The following is a 15,927-nucleotide window of genomic DNA, read 5'->3' as shown; positions in this document are numbered from 1 at the left end:
TTATCCAAGCATCACTTCTTCCAGAGATCGCGGCCTTTTATCTCCTGCTTGCAATGGGGACAGAGGTACTCTTCATCCTCGTTGATCTCTTTCTTAAGAGCTTTTGAGAAGCCTGAAGCAAGGATACCTGCCGGAAGGGTGAAGATGGCTATTCCGATGAGCGTGTACACGCTACGGGGATATTCGAAAACGCTTCAGGCTCTGCTGGGAATTCGACCTCATACATAAGAGTGGCAGCTGCGATTAGGACGAGGAAGAGGACGAGGTATGTGGTGATGAGTGTATTCTTCTCTGCTTTGACTACCCTGATGATCAGGTTGATTGAGTCTGAATAGCATATCAGCATCCTCCCTTTACAGGCTCAGGAAATCATCTGGTATCAATCTACTCACTCTCCAGATGGATTCGTGCCTTTTCAATTTCCTTCATCTGTTCTGCTGAGATTTCAGGGTACCTGAGGTCAAGGCGGCTGATTGCACGGACAATTATATCTGCAACCAGCGTCCTGGCGACCCATTTGTAATCTGCCGGGATCACGTACCACGGTGCATCATCTGTACTTGTCTGAAATAGCGCCTCTTCATATGCTGCCTGATAATGGTTCCAGTACTGCCGCTCTGTCAGATCAGAGAGGGAGAATTTCCACTGCTTCTTCTCAGTCAGCAGCCGGGATAGTAGCCGTTCTTTCTGCTCTTCCTTTGAGATGTTGAGGAAAAATTTTAAAATAATCGTGCCGTTTACATGGTGGTGCCGTTCAAACGCCCTGATATCTTCATAACGCGTTTCCCAGAACGCATCTGATCCATATCCTGGTGGGAGTTGCTGTCCTTCCAGGATCACCGGATGGACTTTTGGGACGAGCACATCCTCATAGTAGGAACGGTTAAAGATCCCGATCTCCCCACGACGGGGCATGGCTTTCCAGAAACGCCAGAGGAAGGTATGGTCGAGTTCATATTTCGTCGGGACACCGAAACTCATCACGTGGCAGCCCTGTGGGTTTACACCCGACATCACATGCTTTATTGTTCCATCTTTTCCTGCTGTATCCATCCCCTGGAGAATCACCAGTATCGAGTACCGTTTATCTGCCCAGAGCAACTCCTGAGCCTCTGCAAGCGCCGCCCTGTTCTCTTCAAGGAGTTCGGCAGCCCGCTGTTTCACCGCATTTTTCCCCGCTTCCCTGAGTGTATCGTTCTGTGCCCATCCCGTGTTAAAATCTGTGAGCCTGAGTTTTTTTTCCGGCTTTACGAGCATCCGCTCCAGGTATTTCTCTTTTATCATCTTCTTTCATCATCCCCTCTGGCATTCAGACTCTACCTCATAGAAAATAAAGAATCGTTATTGTGATGGGTGAGAGGGTGGTTATTCTGACGGACTTGATCTCTCAATTTTTGAGAGATACACACCTTTATAAGGTTAATCTCCCTTCTAGTCTCCATGGATTTCAACCATCTGCACTGTCCTGAGTGTGGCGAGCAAACACTGAATGTCGAGCAGCCATCAGACAATGAGATCTGGATCAAGTGCAGCACCTGTAGTCTCTTCATGGGCATCTCGGAAGAGGAATGGCACCAGATTCACAACTCCCCTCATCTGGAAAAGAAGATTCGGGCGCTCTATGAAAAAGATCACCCGAATATTACCACCGGCCACCCATGCAGGCTTTGCCTCAGGCGTCACGAAAGTGGTGTCGCCAACATATGCAGCAGCTGTCTTTATAAGGCATTGATCGTCATTCTGGTCATCATGGTCATCAGTTCATTTATTGTCTGGTTTGGTCTCTTCTGAAGATACCCTGCCTCGGATCAGAAATCGCCATCCTGTTCAAAGCTTCTGTTGAAACGGATGGCGAGCTCTGCTTTATAGAGCTCCTTGCCAAGATATGCAGCGTGATCGAGGAGTGAAACCCATCCTTTCTTCTCGATCATCGAGAAGAGTGAGTTCCAGTCCTGTGACTTTATTGCCACCCCCATTCTTTCTGCAATGATCTCCTTTTCGTCAATTCCTATCCTGAAATTTCCGCAGGGGTCATATGTGAGAGCTTTTTCTGGTGTGCCAGCCTCATGTATTGTTTCATACAGAACAGGCGGTTCCTGCCGTCTGCGTTTCTCCTTGATGACAAAGAGGTCAAGGCCGAGATCTTTTGGATATGGCCAGCCTTCCATCAATGCCATCATCATCGTCGCTCTTCTCATCTCTGCAACCGATCCAAGTGTTTTATCCGAGTGTTCGCTGGTGAAGATCAGATCTGCCCCAAGCTCCTGTGCCATTGCCGCAAGGAGTGCATTGGCACCGGGGGAGTCGGCATCCAGGAGTTCCACTACGTTTCCTGCGCCAAAGAAAAGGGGATAAGATGTTTCTGTTTCTGCCATTGTCGCAAGTGCCCTCACCAGTCCTGATCCGGCTGGTGGGAGGAGTGGATCTGCAATGATGCACTCAATTCCGCAGGCTTTGACAGCTGCACAGTTTGCAGCAAGCCCTGCTTCTCCGGGAACGACAACTGCAGCAATACCCGCCTCGGCGATCTCAGTCCCTATCTGGGGAATATTCTCTTCCTGGAGAGAGAGGATCAGATCAGCTCTCCCAAGTGCTGCTCTTATCAACTCAGGATCCTGGGTATCTGCTGCAAGCGGTCCGTCAATTCCTTCAAGAAGAGAGAAGGTGAAAGCAACATCCTCCGGTGTGGCATCGAACCCAAAACCGAGATCAACGATATCCGCTCCTGAAGAGAAGAAGCGGAGAACAGCGGATCTGATATCCGGATGGCGGTGGGCATCCATTATCTCTGCGACGACCTTCATCCTGCTCCCGCCGCCGATCTTCACTCCCCTGACGTAGAATTCAGGATCGGCAGCAGCTTCTCTTTCCTCCAGCATTAAAAGTGCTTTATCGCGCTTCATCGTTGTAATAAGGTCATCTGCGGGAATCGTCCGGGAGAGCTGGATCTGCCCGACTGCGGGGAGGATCATGGCGAGATCGGCGGCGTGGCGGGGGCCACGGAAGACAAAGACCCCGGTCTCCTTTTCGACTGAGGAGAAATCTGCGGTACACATCCCGGAGACGATTACAAAGTCATACCGGTCTTTTTGGATCAGTTCCGTGAGCCGCTTTGGTGAAATGAACGATGCCACCTCACCGATAACAGCGATATCACAGTCATGACCGGATTCTTCGGCAGCTTCCCTGACAATTCCTTCTGTCTGGGTGCCGGTTACAAGCAGGATCCGCATAGCGGTATGGTTGACGTGAGGTTACTTGAAGGTGGCGAAATCTTCATCCTGATTTTCTCCAATTGATGATACGGCTGGTATGGCGGCTAAAAAAGAGATGGTGTATTTGGTCTAATTAGGAAGAGATCTTCTTCGCCATTGTGAGCCCTGCATCATATGCAGAATCCATTTCGCTTTCATCAGGTACGAACTGGACCTCAAATGTTTCGGTTACTGTAAATCCCGCAGCCTTTAGTTCCTCAGCGACGAAGGCTGCTGCACCTCCACGCCCTCCCATGGATCCGAAGGTGAGGGCATACCGCTCTCCGGTTCTGTCGAACCGGAGTCCTTTGAGATAATAGAGGAGATCTCCAATACTTGGATATGGCATATCGTTGATTGCGGGAACGCCGACCATGATCGCTTTTGACTCAAGAATATGCTTCACGATCTCAGATCGCTCATCTTCGTGAAGGTTGAAGATCTTTACATCAGCTCCACCTGCCATAACCCCTTCTGCGAGGGCATGTGCAAGTTTCTGGGTTGATCCATGCATGGTATCATAGATGATGGTTACCTTCTTCTTCATTGCACTCCCGGTTGCCCATCCGATATATGCATTGATCACCTGCGATGGATCGGTCCATATCTGGCCATGTGAAGGTGCTATTATCTTTACCTTGGAGAGGAGATCCAGATCTGTCAGCTCCTTTGCCTTCTTCAGGAAGAGGGGCGTCAGGGGGACGATCAGGTTGGCATAGAACTTCTGAGTTGCATCCATGAGGATCGTATCCGGAATGTCGGTATCGTACCTGCCGGTGAAACAGAGGTGCTGGCCAAAGGCATCATTTGGGAAGAGTATCCCCTCTTCTGCATAGAGCGTGAACATCGAATCCGGCCAGTGCAGGAGAGGAGCCTGTACAAATGCCAGTGTCTTCCCCCCGATATCGAGGGTGTCCCCGGTCTTCACATGCCTAAACTCTGCCCCTTCAAGGGTGGGGTAATGGCGCAGAAGTCCCTTCTTACAGACCTCGGTACAGTAAATCGGCGCATTTGGGAACCTTTTGTGGATCTCGGGGAGTGCCCCTGAATGGTCCTTTTCTGCATGGTTCTGGATGATAATGTCTATTGTTTCAGATCTTCCTTCAGCGGCACATGCGTCTCTTATCCGTCCCCACATCTGGGCAGACTGTCCCGGATAGACGTTGTCAATCAGCACCGTCTTCTCACCGAAGATCAGATATGCATTGTATGATGTTCCATCGAGGGTGTATCCATGGTATGTTCGGATATCCCAGTCAAGGGTGCCTACCCAGTAGACTCCCTCTGCAATCTTTTCTGCTTTTGCTTTCATCATTATCACTTGATTCGGTTTATTGCGAATGTTCTATTTGTTACGAACATTTATAAGGATTACGAAATTGTTCCCATGGTAAAACAGAGAATATTATCACGCTTCCCATCAAAAACGGTATCTGGCGTATTGTTGGGTCTGTACACAGGGGTTTGGATCCTCATCAGGTATCAGGGAGTATATGCAGATGACTGTCACTGATTTATACCCAGCATTTCTTCTCCTCTCGATAATTGCCATTCCCTTCATCGGAGCATTTCTCTCCTATATCTTGGGTCGAATCTCCCTATCTCTCCGCGATCTTACTCTTGTGTCTGCTACAAGTCTGACGCTTCTGGTCGTTGGCATCCTTATTCCGCTTCAGATACCAACTCTCACGGCGAGTGTCTCCTTTGAACACGCCTTTTTCTTCTATACTCCAGTCCTCTCGATCCATCCTCTCTCATATGCTGTTCTTCTCATCTCGATATTTGTCTGGATGCTCGCCTCTCTCTATGCAACCAGATATATGAAAGAAGAGATACGGACGAACCGTTTCTACTTCTTCTGGCTTCTCTCACTCGCAGCGGACCTTGGTGTTCTTCTTTCCGGCGATTTCCTCACCCTATATCTCTTCTTTGAGTTCCTTACACTGTCGGCATTTGTCCTGCTCGCTCATCGGCATGCCGCAACTCTGGCAGAATGGTCCTTGTGGGATCTCATTCATACCGGTTTTTCTGTTTTTTCTGGTAATAAACATTACAGATGATTGATGCCGGTACTTTGTCCAGAGGGGTGCCCTGATTGATGACCTGACTGACTCAGATTCATCAACTCCTGTTCAGCAGGGCGCATCAGTCTTTTTATCTCTCAGATCAATGTGAGTACAGGTGAAATAAGATGATTGAACTCATTATCGGCGGGATACTTGTCCTCCTTGCCATCGTCATTGTTCTCTGGTTTGTCAGTATCTACAACAAATACTATCGTCTGAAGAACGCATCCGAGGCAACACTCGGCCAGATCAAGGTTGCCATGAAGAAGCGGCTCGATATGATCGACCAGCTCCTCGGATCGGTGAAGAGCTATGCAGAATTTGAGAAGAGCACGCTTGAATCGGTGACTAAGATGCGTGCATCTGTTGGATCTGCCGGGGCAGGGGATCTCAACGCCATCGAAGCAGAGTCGCGGAGTGTGCTTGGCCGCCTCTTTGCGGTGATGGAGAACTATCCTGATCTGAAGACATCCCAGACTGTAAAGGATCTGATGGGATCGATCAAAGGGCTGGAAGATGAGATCGCCCGCCACCGGTATACGTTCAACAATATCTCACAGCAGTTCAACACAATGCTCCAGACAATTCCATCGAATATCGTCGGGAATATGATCGGCATGGTCAAGCTTGATTACCTCGAATTCCAGGATGAGAATCTGGAAAAGGCCCCGAAGATCGAGTTCTGAGGTTTCTTCATGGAAGAGAAGAGACTGATTGCACTCCTCTTTGCGGGAACCCTGCTGCTTGGCCTCTCTGTCATTGGCGTAATGGGGCTCTTTCCTGCCGGTGCATTTGATTATAGCGGCGACCTCATCGTCGAGTCATATGAGGTGACCTGGCAGGAGAATGGGGATCTCACAGAGCGGTACGTCTATTCGGTCCGCTCAACCCAGGAATACCGGATGTTGTACCGCAACTGGAACGCTGCCCTTATCTTTGGAGAGCCAGAGTCCGGCTACCCTCACATCCGCTTTATCGAGGGATCGGCACCGGATGGAGCTGTTCTGTACCTGAAGGAGGGTACTGGCCGCATCCATCTCTTTGAAGGGGATAATCCCCGTGCCCGATCGCTCGTCTCTGATCTTGCTTATCTAAATGAGGTTGGCATTGTCAATCCAGACTACTTTGTTCCGGGCGACTATGTTGTTGAGTATACCTACCAGATGGTGCCGCCGGTAGAGTACGACAGCGATTCTGTGCATATCAACCTGATGTTTGCAGACGAGCACATTCCCTATAAGGACGTCACCATTACACTCGTCTCCGACAAGATAACAGATGTCTTCACACATCCCCCAAGCTACGAGATAACCCGTGGCGATGGGATGATTATGCTCACCGGAAGTTCCCCTTCCAATGAGCGGATCGAGGTTGAGTTCCTGATGAGCCCGGATTCAATAGATTCTGTTGCCGGGATTAAAACCTATGTTGAAGGGGTCCGTGAGAAGACCGAATCTGCAAACAACTCGTACCTCTTCGGCTTATTTATTGCTGATATCCTTCTGTTGATCGGAAAAGTCCTGGTTGTTCTGACGCCCTTTCTGCTTCTCCTCCTGTACATCCTGTATGGAAGGGAGAAGGATTACACTGTCCCGGAATACCTCAGCACAGTCCCGGATGAAAAGATGCCGCCCTGGCAGGTGAATCTGGTCTTCAATAAGGATGCATTCTCCTCAGATGAGAACGGGTTTTATGCAACCCTCCTTGATCTTCACCGGAAGAAGAAGATCGAGATAAGGGAGAATCCCGATCAGAAAGGAGTGAAAATCCGGCTTCTTGAAGAGGAAGGGGATGATCAATACGAGCAGAAGGTGATGAACTTCATCAGCCTGAATTCTGATGAATCCGGGGTTCTTGATACCGGCTACTTCGAAGCAGTTGCAGAACGGGCAAAAAGTTCCACCGCAGATGAGCATATTGCCATCCGTCTCAAAGAGAACATAAATGACCTGATGACGATGAGTGATGAGCGGATCTCAGGAGCTTATGCTGTTGATGGAAGGGGAACTCCCGCTCTTCTCCTCTTCGGCGCAATCGGCTATATCCTCATTGTCATACTGGCATTCCTCTTTGCAACCGATACCGAAGGAATGCTGCTGGCAGCAATCGTCCCTGGTGTCATTATGGCGGTGCAGGCGGGGGTTGCTGTTGCAATGCCATCAACCCTCTTTGGCCACTGGAAAGATGACTACTATAAGACGAAGCTTGAATGGAGTGCCTTCAGGCGATTCCTCTCTGATATGAGCATGATCCGGAAGTACAGCCCCGATGATATGAATATGTGGGGAATCTGGCTTATTTATGGCACAGCGCTTGGAGTTGGCGATAACGTCCAGAAGGCGATGAAGGAGCTGAAGGTGGATGTTTCTGAGTACGGGTACTATGTCCCAACCTATTTCTGGTTCATGGGATTTTATTCGATCAGCACATTTTCCCCGCCCTCACAGGCAGGCTCAGGTGGCGGAGGGTTTGGTGCAGGTGGCGGCTTTGGTGGTGGAGGGGCAGGAGGGAGATGATTCATCATTCTTCCACTACATAATTATGAATGAATAACCGGAAGGTGCAGTATGGTTAGACAGAGACGTACACGTTCAAAAGTCAAGAGAAATGAAATTCTCAGTGTCATTGAAGGATTCTCGGCAGTGACGAGAGAAGAATACATCATCAAAAAATGTATCTATAATATTGGTTGTATATTTCCTGATATCGTCGAACAGTCAAAAGAGATACTTGCAATTTATGGTGCAGATACCGTACTCCCTTATCTTCAGGCAGCAATAGAGAAGAAAGAATATGAGACCGAGAATTTCTGGAATGATGTCGCCGATCTCTATGTGATGCTTGGAGTACAATCTGTTCCCTATCTCATCCCTCTCATCGAAATGTCCTTTAGAAGGGATCAAGAAATTGCAGAAGAAACTGACGAAATGGAGGATTCTGAGGATTTGGATTTGTATGATCCGGATGCTGAAAACCCATACGATATCCGCTATGCCGCCACTGAAGCCCTCGTTGGGATAGGCTCCCCGGCGGTTCCATTCCTTTGCAGGGCCCTTCAGTCCGGTAATGACAAAATGAAGGGTACAATCATTGATATTCTGGGAGATATCAGGGATGCATCAGCCCTCCCCGATCTGATCGCAATCTTTGACGATCCGAATAAAGATCTCCATTGGAGAGCAAGAGAGGCGATCATCAATCTTGGTCCTTCTGTATATGATGCTCTTCTCCCAAATCTTTATGCAGACAATCCTTATCTGATCTGTGCGGTGGCCTATATCCTGCCCCGAATTGAACGGGAGAGGGGAATTGCCGATCTTATCCCTCTCTTTGATAGTGGATCTGATTACCGATGGGAAGGGGCATATCAGTCTCTCAGCTATCTTGAACCATTCCCTGAGAACGAAATGATACAACAGTTTTCGGCTGATAATAGTGAGCATATCGTAGGTGCTCTCTGTGTACTTGGGAGTTCAAGCAATGAAGCGATAATCCCGGATATTCAGAAACTTCTGACACATCCGGGTGAGGATGTTCCGTACTTTGCACAGAGGGCAATTGATGCAATCAGGTCAAGGGCAGGCCGATCGTAACATCATTTTGCTAAATGGAGGAAAAATCCAAGATGTATCCGCACGAGTCCTCTCCTACCCTGGAAGGTATTGAAGGATGGCCCTCAGTTTTGATTGGATGGATTCCGGTTTTTTCTTATAGAATTCTGCAATGATCTCTTTAATTTCCTTCTTCTTTCGATCAAATCCTGGTAATCCAGGGTTTCTGCATGCATAATAAACGATTGAGGCCGCCCAGAGATCTGGATCTCCCCGTGTCAATGGCAGGTTGGGATGGAATGTAAGCAACTCAATAATGTTGTTGCAGTGCTCTGTTATCTCGTTTTCAGGGAAATATATGGTATGACTGAGGAATGCTGAGCATTTTATTTTAATGACGATTGAGGGGAAGAAATGCTCGTCATCAAAGCTCATACTTACATTCTCCTCCATCAGGATCATCATCTCATCGATCTGCCTGAGCACATCCTTCAGAGTACGTGGTCCTACCTGACATATAGGAGATGCAGCATGTAAAACCCTGCCAGTACTACTGGTTACATCGAAGACACGTCCATACTCAGTGATTATAGCCTTCTGGAACTCTCTGAATCTGCTCATCTCAATCTGCATCCCTATAAATTGACGGAGAATGCCTGCCTCTCTGTGGCTTATCGACTTGATCAGAGTATCAGCATTCCGGATGATCTCCTCTTTATCGAGATGGATAAAGAAACGCGTAAGGGTGGGCAGAATTTCCGATCTCCAGGAGGGGTGGATTGAATGAAGGGCTGCTAACTCTTCTTCCAAACAATCTGCAACAGATTCTGCATCCCAATCATGATAATCACGGCAAGAGCATCGGTATATGGCTATTATAGTACTCACAATGATCATCGTCGATCTGATGGCGGTCATTCTTCCGTATTCACAGTATTCGTCGCCTGCAAATTCACTGATGGCATCAGATAATTCACCAATCGCTGTATAGATCCTCTCGCCGATGATCATCTTCAACAGCGATTCATACTGCGTCTTATTTGTATCCGTGGGAATATTCAGCACGAGTGATAATATGAGGCTATCCTTAAGTGGATAGAGGTCTTCGATAGCATATCCTGGAGGGTACCAACAGAGTGCTGAGCGAAGATCCTCGGATTCATAACAGAAGGTCATCCTCGGAGAGTTATAAAGAGGCTGAATATCGTTTTCTCTCATTCCTCTTTCATTTGTGAGTATACAGGTTGTGCAGATATATTGCGGTCCACCCAGCACTCTGCTGTTGTCAACGCCATACGATGCATCGTCTCCACATATCATACACTTTTCAGCAGGAAGGTTATTTCTTGCTAGAACATAGGCAATGCTGTTCTGAGGGGCCACTCCAATCTCACCAAGCACTGTCATATGCACGGTATCATCTGACCACTTCCCGTACCTATAGGTGATCTGATCTCCTGATTGCACCAGATCACGGATCAGACGATACATATCCAGCTGGTTTATATCCGGATGTGTGAAATATGAACTCTTTTTGATCCTGCAATACGCCTCATCTGAACCGGATTCAAACCAGATATCCCGGATAAGGCTTTCAAGATCGAAGATTTCTGCATTGCATCTGAGAATAAGTACCATCCAGTATTGTGGGTATCTTACCGATTCTGCGAGAATAAGGAGAGAAGAGGCATCTCTCGTCGGCAATGTCGACTCTTCAAGGCAGTGTCTAAGATGTGGCTCCGCCTCGTCTAAGCTGATCTCCTTACGGCAGAGGAGGCACATTCCCTGTCTTCTCTCTGACGACATACAGATATGTTTCTCAATATAATCTTAGATGCATGTTTCTATCTGCTCACGGTTGTCTCGTAACTCTTACTCAGTGATAATTTGACTTTTCTGCGCCGATCTTTATTGATACAATGCTCTCTCTGAGTCTCTTTCGCTCAGCCTCATCAAGAGGAGCAGATCCAATGGTGCTGATCAGTTCCGGTTCACTGATGATATGATTCAGGGGAAAGACGGATTCGCCGTGAATGGTTATGGTGGAGAATCCGGCATCGCGGATACATTTTAGATATTCTTCCTTCAGAAGAGCTCCCGATACACAGCTTGTATAGAGGAGGGATGATTTTCTGAACGCGTCCGGGAGCGGGGCGGTGAGGACGATATCTGAGACGAGCAGGCGGCCGCCCGGGCGGAGCACCCGGAATATCTCAGCAAAGACCTGTGGCTTGTCGACAGAGAGGTTGATGACGCAGTTTGAGATGACGACATCAACTGAAGCATCTGCTACCGGCAGGTGTTCTATCTCCCCGAGCCGGAACTCCACATTGGTATATCCTCCTTCTTCAGCGTTTCTCCGGGCCTTCTCAAGCATATCATGGGTCATATCGACACCGATGACATGGCCGGATGCACCCACCTTTTGGCTTGCGAGGAAGCAGTCAAAGCCTGCACCTGATCCGAGATCAAGCACAGTCTCTCCTTCTTTCAGTGATGCAAGCGCGACCGGGTTCCCGCATCCAAGCCCGAGATTGGCCCCTTCAGGCACTGCCTGCTGCTCTTCTTCTGAATAGCCCATTGAGGCGGAGACTGATTGTGGATCCTGTGTGCCATCACAGCACCCGGGACCGCATCCGCATCCAAATCCTCCTTCACGGGCGACCCTGCCATATCTCTCACGAACCTGCCTTCTGGTACTTTCCATGTCAGTCATGATTTTCAACTCCTCAGTGTCTTTTGATCTTTAGTTCCGCTTGTCTGCCTGTTCCGGGTGAACAAGCGAGGTGATATAGCTGTCGAGATGATCTTTTTTGATCAGGGTAATGCAGCAGACTGATCCTTTCCTTTCAGAAAAGACAACTGCAAAGCGATCACCTGGTGTGATCCCTGCCCGCTCCCTCACCTCTTTTGGGAGCACCATCTGGCCGCGGGCGTCGATGGTGACGATCCCTTCAACCGAGCAGTCGCAGGGATTTTCCGGACATATTTCTTGTGACTTCTTCCCTTGCATATATCTGATTTGATTCAGTAATATATGAATCTTCTGAATTTTCACATTTATCCAAAAATTATCTAGAAATAATTTGATGAATTATCCATTTGAACGGTGTATTATGTCAATCGAAGCTCTATCTCCTTTTCACTGTATACTTTTTCGATCTCATCAGAAAAAGAAGAGAGAGAATTTTTGATTGGATATCCGATCATATCGATGGCATGGAGTAACTCCCTGATGTGCAAAAGTCCTGAGAGTTCCTTGTCACAGGTTCGGCCAAACCGTGGTGCCCTGCAGAAATGGCAGATCCTGAGACCGAAATGCCGGAGTGTTTCCGGAGAGATCGGCTGTCCTATAAGCTCTCCTGATGCCTCTGCTGTCGATCCGCATGGCGAGCCCCTGATCACTTTCACCAGTTTGAAGTATTGATCACGTAGTTCGATGAAAAATTCAGGCTTCCCAAAATGCCGGGCAAATGTGTTTATTATCTCAGATCCCCCGGGATTTACCTCTAGCGAACACATGGTGACAGGCGCCACAACAGCAGGATTGATCTCCTGTGCCTGCCTGAGAAAACCTATGCCGAAGCTGATTCCAAGGATTACCGGAACTCCTTTCGATACAATTGCCATTGCGATATCAGGATGCCGTGCATATGATACATACAGATCACACTCTGGGATGTCGATCACCGGATCGTCAATGACGGGTGATTGTGGAAATGGCGCATCAATCCATTCAACAGGAAAAGAGCCTCCAATAATTTCAAATGCCCGATCTCCGTATTTTCCATCACTCACAATTCCTATCTTCACCGCTTCACCCCGATCCATTCTGATTCTCCAGGTACTCAGATCATCTGGTGCCAAAAAGCGACTGCTCTCAACCCTCCTCTACCTGCTCTGTGGCAATAAATATTTCGAATCCTTTTGAAATATTTGTGGAAAAGTGTTGATCCCAAAGTGATACCAGATATTCATGGCACATTCTTTTGAAAGGCTGATGAATTGATCATTTCGAAACGAAGCGTGGAATCGCAAGTCAGCGGGATTCATAATGCCCTGTGACGAAAGTACTTGTATGATCCTTGAGGAGACGCTCATCTTTGGTTCAGAGGAGGATGCGGATGCATTCTGTGCTTTTGCTAAAGAGAATGGGATTGGTGTAAAAAAGTCATTCCGGGGGGTTGCGATAACCGAGGATATCATCACCTGCAGCCTTGATGGTTTTATCGACTGGTATTCGGAGATGATTGATGCCAACTCTGAAGAGAATCCACTCTTTGCCGATGATGAGATCTCCCTCTTCCAGAGACAGGTGAATCTTCTGACCAGGACGCGGGCAAAACTGGAAGAGATCCTTTCAGGAAAAGAGATGGGCGATGTCATCTATACCCGGGAGACTGTCCAGAAAGCAATCCTCTCCCTCCTTTCGCTCCCGCAGAAGGATGCTGAGGCACTCGGTGATCTGCCTGAGTTGAATGATGTCTGGATTCCAATTGAGATCATGCTGAAGGATAACCAGATTGTTTTTGAATCTCCTGAGGGATACCGCCTGCAGAAGATAATTGAGCCGGGCGAGCTCCTCTACCAGAATACCCCCTCATCATATGCTGATGCATTTTTTGAGGCTGGCAGAACACATGGTGCGATCATTTCTGCAAACTACTCGATCGATTCCGAATGTGTTGTGACCGCCGGACCTGGGATTTATCTGCTGGAGAATGAAAACACAATTTTTGATCTCCTCGATACCCTTGCGGTGGATGAGTCGTCCCTTGATCTCTTCTATGAGAATTATACTACAAAACAACAGATTGTTCTTTCATTGATAGACCTGATCGGCAGAAAGCATACACTCTCTCTGACAGAGATCAGCGCTGAGATGGCGAAATACCGTTCATCTTCAGATAATGCCGAACCGGGCTTTGAAATCCATCTCTCACCGATCATGGTGAAGCTGATTGTGACCGAGCTGATAAAGGCAAAGATCCTCACCGGTCCTGAGAAGAAGGTTCGGATTGGAAAAAGAATTCCTGGCAGGGGATGAAGTTGGGCTCATCAATATCCCGAATCGATATCTTTGTGATTGGAGCTGCATTATGATCCCCGAAACCACCCTGCTCCATCTTGTTCTGTATGCGGTGCTGAATATCTTCTCGTTCCTTACCTTTGCAGATGACAAGCTGAAGGCGAAGAGCAATTCATGGAGGACGAGCGAGAAGCGGCTTTTGATCTATGCCTTTGTCGGGCCGTTTGGTGCACTTGCAGGGATGAAGTTGCTCAGGCACAAGACGCAGAAGATCAAATTCAAGGTTGTATATCTCTTCCTCCTCCTGCACATCCTGTTGATTTGGTATTATCTCATGCCCTTTCTAACCGGATAATTGCACAGAAAATGAGTGTTTGAAAGATGGGTGAATTGTTCAGGAGAACAACTTCCCGTATTTATTTTTCCATCATCACAAAGATCTCCGGCCGCCATGCGGGATCAACAACGCTCAATATGACTGCATTTGTGGTGCCGGCATTTTTAATCTCCTTTGGCTTACCTGGGGGGAAGAGTGCTGCATATCCGGCGGGAATTGTGTAATCCACTCCGTCACCCGCACGAATGACGATCCCACCTTCCAGGACGTAGATCAGATCGGTTGAATCTAAAAGCTTGTTCCCAACAATCTGACCGCCGGTGAGTATCTGTGCATATGCTACGCTGTAATCGATTGGAATATCCATTTCAGGCATCAGCACGGGATTGATCAGGGTGTAGATCAGCGTCCCGGTATCGAAATCCCACTCGATCCCGCCTGCCGGATCTGAGATTATGATCGGATCTGCATTGGTGGAATTCTGGAGTGGGATGAGGTCATCATCCCGAATATCGATATCAAATGAATACTGGGGTTGGTTTATCGAGAGGTACCGGAGATCTGATTTACCGATACTTTCGATAGACTGGAGGACCCCTTCAGGGAGGAGAATGATCTCCCCTGCGGTTGCCTCAACCGTTCTCGAATCGCAATGTATCCGGGCAACCCCGTCGATCATATAGACGAGTTCGGAGGTGCCGAGGAGCCGATGGGGAGGTGTGGCATTCCCGGGAGGGATGGTGACATGCCCAAGGTTATAGCTCACCGGAAGGACTGCTGTCTCTGCTGTGATGATCTTCACATACATCCCCTGCCCGCTGACGGTAGGGAAGGGATCTGATGGTGTAATCAGCAGGATATCCGGCTCATCAGCCACTGCCGGGGCAGCGGTTGTGCATCCGGCAGTAAAGAGAAGCAGGATAGCAGGAAGCAGGAATAGTTTTTGCATACCACATGATAGTGATGAATAGTATAAGAATATAGGGAAGTGTTGTCTATCCATTTGTTCTGATTCTTCTCGCCTCTTTCTGGAATATGACAGAATCCGGATAGAGATATATTCTCATGTGTGCCAATGTTTACGTATGCAGAAACATTCAGGAATGTATCTCACATTCTTCTTTCAGGCATTAATCGCTGCAAATGCCCTCTATGCCTTTTATTTCCAACAATATCAGGCGCTTTTCTTTGCCACCATGGCATTTATCCTCACGTTTGTTCCGACAATTGTTGCACAGAGGTTGCAGCTCCAGCTTCCCTGGTTTCTCTTCTTTTTGGTTGCACTTTCACTCTGGTTTCATCTCACCGGGCATGTCCAGGAATATTATCTTACATTCTTCCCCTATTACGATAAAATAGCCCACCTTATCTCTGGCATCACAGTTGCCCTGCTCGGGTTTCTTGGAGTTATTTTCCTTGATTTTTACTATAAAATGAGGATCACTCCTGTCTTTATCATCTTCTTTACGATCATTTTCGGAATGGCACTCGGTGCTTTCTGGGAAATCCTTGAATTTGCAATTGACCAGACCTTCGGCGGTTCCTTCTCAGGACCAATGCAGTTTGATCTGAATGATACGATGTGGGATATGATCTTTGTCCTGATGGGATCCTGTATTACTGCAATTTACGGGATTGTATGGTTCAGAAACAACACAAAAGAATCAATTATGGCAAAGGAAGAGTGAAT

18 protein-coding genes are annotated in these 15,927 nt (G+C 47.9%); 8 read left to right on the top strand and 10 right to left on the bottom strand.

Annotated features, from left to right (window positions below; genetic code table 11):
• Positions 1-11 precede the first annotated feature (11 nt).
• The 3 genes from ACZ44I_RS05810 to ACZ44I_RS05800 are packed head-to-tail and all read right to left on the bottom strand — an operon-like array spanning position 12 to position 1,284.
• A complete protein-coding gene (locus ACZ44I_RS05810) occupies positions 12-170 on the bottom strand; it encodes a hypothetical protein (RefSeq protein WP_464547908.1) in 159 nt (52 codons plus the stop codon).
• Positions 149-346 carry a hypothetical protein gene (locus ACZ44I_RS05805; protein WP_464547910.1) on the bottom strand — a complete coding sequence of 66 codons (198 nt, stop codon included), beginning with the start codon at positions 344-346 and terminating at the stop codon, positions 149-151. The genes ACZ44I_RS05810 and ACZ44I_RS05805 overlap by 22 nt, the downstream gene beginning before the upstream one ends.
• Before the next feature lie 38 nt (positions 347-384).
• Complete coding sequence (locus ACZ44I_RS05800) at positions 385-1,284, bottom strand: PPK2 family polyphosphate kinase (protein ID WP_464547912.1); 900 nt, start codon at positions 1,282-1,284, stop codon at positions 385-387.
• A gap of 156 nt (positions 1,285-1,440) precedes the next feature.
• Here ACZ44I_RS05800 and ACZ44I_RS05795 point away from each other — a divergent pair, with 156 nt between their 5' ends.
• Complete coding sequence (locus ACZ44I_RS05795) at positions 1,441-1,791, top strand: hypothetical protein (RefSeq protein WP_464547914.1); 351 nt, start codon at positions 1,441-1,443, stop codon at positions 1,789-1,791.
• A 17-nt stretch (positions 1,792-1,808) separates the two neighbouring features.
• Here ACZ44I_RS05795 and ACZ44I_RS05790 read toward each other — a convergent pair whose 3' ends face one another.
• Both ACZ44I_RS05790 and ACZ44I_RS05785 read right to left on the bottom strand, forming a co-directional pair.
• Entirely contained in the window at positions 1,809-3,233 is a 1,425-nt protein-coding gene (locus ACZ44I_RS05790; RefSeq protein WP_464547916.1) for a dihydropteroate synthase-like protein, read from the bottom strand.
• 115 nt (positions 3,234-3,348) lie between these two features.
• Positions 3,349-4,569 carry an FprA family A-type flavoprotein gene (locus ACZ44I_RS05785; RefSeq protein WP_464547917.1) on the bottom strand — a complete coding sequence of 407 codons (1,221 nt, stop codon included), beginning with the start codon at positions 4,567-4,569 and terminating at the stop codon, positions 3,349-3,351.
• A gap of 184 nt (positions 4,570-4,753) precedes the next feature.
• On the opposite strand from ACZ44I_RS05785, the gene ACZ44I_RS05780 reads away from it, so the two are divergent.
• From ACZ44I_RS05780 to ACZ44I_RS05765, 4 genes are all read left to right on the top strand, one after another.
• Positions 4,754-5,314 carry a hypothetical protein gene (locus ACZ44I_RS05780; protein WP_464547919.1) on the top strand — a complete coding sequence of 187 codons (561 nt, stop codon included), beginning with the start codon at positions 4,754-4,756 and terminating at the stop codon, positions 5,312-5,314.
• Positions 5,315-5,445: 131 nt separating this feature from the next.
• Complete coding sequence (locus ACZ44I_RS05775; RefSeq protein ID WP_464547921.1) at positions 5,446-6,006, top strand: LemA family protein; 561 nt, start codon at positions 5,446-5,448, stop codon at positions 6,004-6,006.
• Between the two features lie 9 nt (positions 6,007-6,015).
• Positions 6,016-7,836, top strand: coding sequence for a DUF2207 family protein (locus ACZ44I_RS05770; RefSeq protein ID WP_464547923.1), 1,821 nt, complete (start codon positions 6,016-6,018; stop codon positions 7,834-7,836).
• A gap of 51 nt (positions 7,837-7,887) precedes the next feature.
• Positions 7,888-8,913: a HEAT repeat domain-containing protein gene (locus tag ACZ44I_RS05765; RefSeq protein ID WP_464547925.1), complete on the top strand. Its 1,026-nt coding sequence runs from the start codon at positions 7,888-7,890 to the stop codon at positions 8,911-8,913.
• A gap of 54 nt (positions 8,914-8,967) precedes the next feature.
• On the opposite strand, the gene ACZ44I_RS05760 is transcribed toward ACZ44I_RS05765, so the two are convergent.
• The 4 genes from ACZ44I_RS05760 to ACZ44I_RS05745 form a co-directional block, all read right to left on the bottom strand.
• Positions 8,968-10,278, bottom strand: coding sequence for a hypothetical protein (locus ACZ44I_RS05760; RefSeq protein WP_464547927.1), 1,311 nt, complete (start codon positions 10,276-10,278; stop codon positions 8,968-8,970).
• Positions 10,279-10,747: 469 nt separating this feature from the next.
• A complete protein-coding gene (locus ACZ44I_RS05755) occupies positions 10,748-11,587 on the bottom strand; it encodes an arsenite methyltransferase (protein WP_464547929.1) in 840 nt (279 codons plus the stop codon).
• Between the two features lie 30 nt (positions 11,588-11,617).
• Positions 11,618-11,884: an HgcAB-associated protein HgcC gene (gene hgcC / locus ACZ44I_RS05750; RefSeq protein WP_464547930.1), complete on the bottom strand. Its 267-nt coding sequence runs from the start codon at positions 11,882-11,884 to the stop codon at positions 11,618-11,620.
• A 101-nt stretch (positions 11,885-11,985) separates the two neighbouring features.
• Positions 11,986-12,702 (bottom strand): DUF166 family protein, encoded by a 717-nt coding sequence (locus tag ACZ44I_RS05745; protein ID WP_464547932.1) that lies wholly within the window; start codon positions 12,700-12,702, stop codon positions 11,986-11,988.
• 247 nt (positions 12,703-12,949) lie between these two features.
• Here ACZ44I_RS05745 and ACZ44I_RS05740 point away from each other — a divergent pair, with 247 nt between their 5' ends.
• On the top strand, positions 12,950-13,918 hold the full coding sequence (locus tag ACZ44I_RS05740; RefSeq protein ID WP_464576418.1) for a hypothetical protein: 969 nt from the start codon (positions 12,950-12,952) through the stop codon (positions 13,916-13,918).
• 52 nt (positions 13,919-13,970) lie between these two features.
• Positions 13,971-14,255, top strand: a complete 285-nt coding sequence (locus tag ACZ44I_RS05735) for a DUF1294 domain-containing protein (RefSeq protein ID WP_464547936.1) — start codon at positions 13,971-13,973, stop codon at positions 14,253-14,255.
• Between the two features lie 61 nt (positions 14,256-14,316).
• Here the strand turns inward: ACZ44I_RS05735 and ACZ44I_RS05730 are convergent, their stop codons facing one another.
• Positions 14,317-15,186, bottom strand: coding sequence for a cupin domain-containing protein (locus ACZ44I_RS05730; RefSeq protein ID WP_464547937.1), 870 nt, complete (start codon positions 15,184-15,186; stop codon positions 14,317-14,319).
• Positions 15,187-15,322: 136 nt separating this feature from the next.
• Here ACZ44I_RS05730 and ACZ44I_RS05725 point away from each other — a divergent pair, with 136 nt between their 5' ends.
• Positions 15,323-15,925, top strand: a complete 603-nt coding sequence (locus tag ACZ44I_RS05725; protein ID WP_464547939.1) for a DUF2238 domain-containing protein — start codon at positions 15,323-15,325, stop codon at positions 15,923-15,925.
• Positions 15,926-15,927: the final 2 nt, after the last annotated feature.

The sequence above is a fragment of the Methanocalculus pumilus genome (assembly GCF_055382585.1).
Note: the sequence above shows the minus strand (reverse complement) of the source record. Positions and strands in the feature narration are given on the sequence as shown.

What these genes read in the sequence shown, in the direction of transcription:
- ACZ44I_RS05805 (WP_464547910.1), bottom strand. Translation starts at nt 346, where the DNA reads ATGCTGATATGCTATTCAGACTCAATCAACCTGATCATCAGGGTAGTC.
- ACZ44I_RS05800 (WP_464547912.1), bottom strand. Translation starts at nt 1,284, where the DNA reads ATGATAAAAGAGAAATACCTGGAGCGGATGCTCGTAAAGCCGGAAAAA.
- ACZ44I_RS05795 (WP_464547914.1), top strand. Translation starts at nt 1,441, where the DNA reads ATGGATTTCAACCATCTGCACTGTCCTGAGTGTGGCGAGCAAACACTG.
- ACZ44I_RS05790 (WP_464547916.1), bottom strand. Translation starts at nt 3,233, where the DNA reads ATGCGGATCCTGCTTGTAACCGGCACCCAGACAGAAGGAATTGTCAGG.
- ACZ44I_RS05785 (WP_464547917.1), bottom strand. Translation starts at nt 4,569, where the DNA reads ATGATGAAAGCAAAAGCAGAAAAGATTGCAGAGGGAGTCTACTGGGTA.
- ACZ44I_RS05780 (WP_464547919.1), top strand. Translation starts at nt 4,754, where the DNA reads ATGACTGTCACTGATTTATACCCAGCATTTCTTCTCCTCTCGATAATT.
- ACZ44I_RS05775 (WP_464547921.1), top strand. Translation starts at nt 5,446, where the DNA reads ATGATTGAACTCATTATCGGCGGGATACTTGTCCTCCTTGCCATCGTC.
- ACZ44I_RS05770 (WP_464547923.1), top strand. Translation starts at nt 6,016, where the DNA reads ATGGAAGAGAAGAGACTGATTGCACTCCTCTTTGCGGGAACCCTGCTG.
- ACZ44I_RS05765 (WP_464547925.1), top strand. Translation starts at nt 7,888, where the DNA reads ATGGTTAGACAGAGACGTACACGTTCAAAAGTCAAGAGAAATGAAATT.
- ACZ44I_RS05760 (WP_464547927.1), bottom strand. Translation starts at nt 10,278, where the DNA reads ATGACAGTGCTTGGTGAGATTGGAGTGGCCCCTCAGAACAGCATTGCC.
- ACZ44I_RS05755 (WP_464547929.1), bottom strand. Translation starts at nt 11,587, where the DNA reads ATGACTGACATGGAAAGTACCAGAAGGCAGGTTCGTGAGAGATATGGC.
- hgcC (WP_464547930.1), bottom strand. Translation starts at nt 11,884, where the DNA reads ATGCAAGGGAAGAAGTCACAAGAAATATGTCCGGAAAATCCCTGCGAC.
- ACZ44I_RS05745 (WP_464547932.1), bottom strand. Translation starts at nt 12,702, where the DNA reads ATGGATCGGGGTGAAGCGGTGAAGATAGGAATTGTGAGTGATGGAAAA.
- ACZ44I_RS05740 (WP_464576418.1), top strand. Translation starts at nt 12,950, where the DNA reads ATGATCCTTGAGGAGACGCTCATCTTTGGTTCAGAGGAGGATGCGGAT.
- ACZ44I_RS05735 (WP_464547936.1), top strand. Translation starts at nt 13,971, where the DNA reads ATGATCCCCGAAACCACCCTGCTCCATCTTGTTCTGTATGCGGTGCTG.
- ACZ44I_RS05730 (WP_464547937.1), bottom strand. Translation starts at nt 15,186, where the DNA reads ATGCAAAAACTATTCCTGCTTCCTGCTATCCTGCTTCTCTTTACTGCC.
- ACZ44I_RS05725 (WP_464547939.1), top strand. Translation starts at nt 15,323, where the DNA reads ATGCAGAAACATTCAGGAATGTATCTCACATTCTTCTTTCAGGCATTA.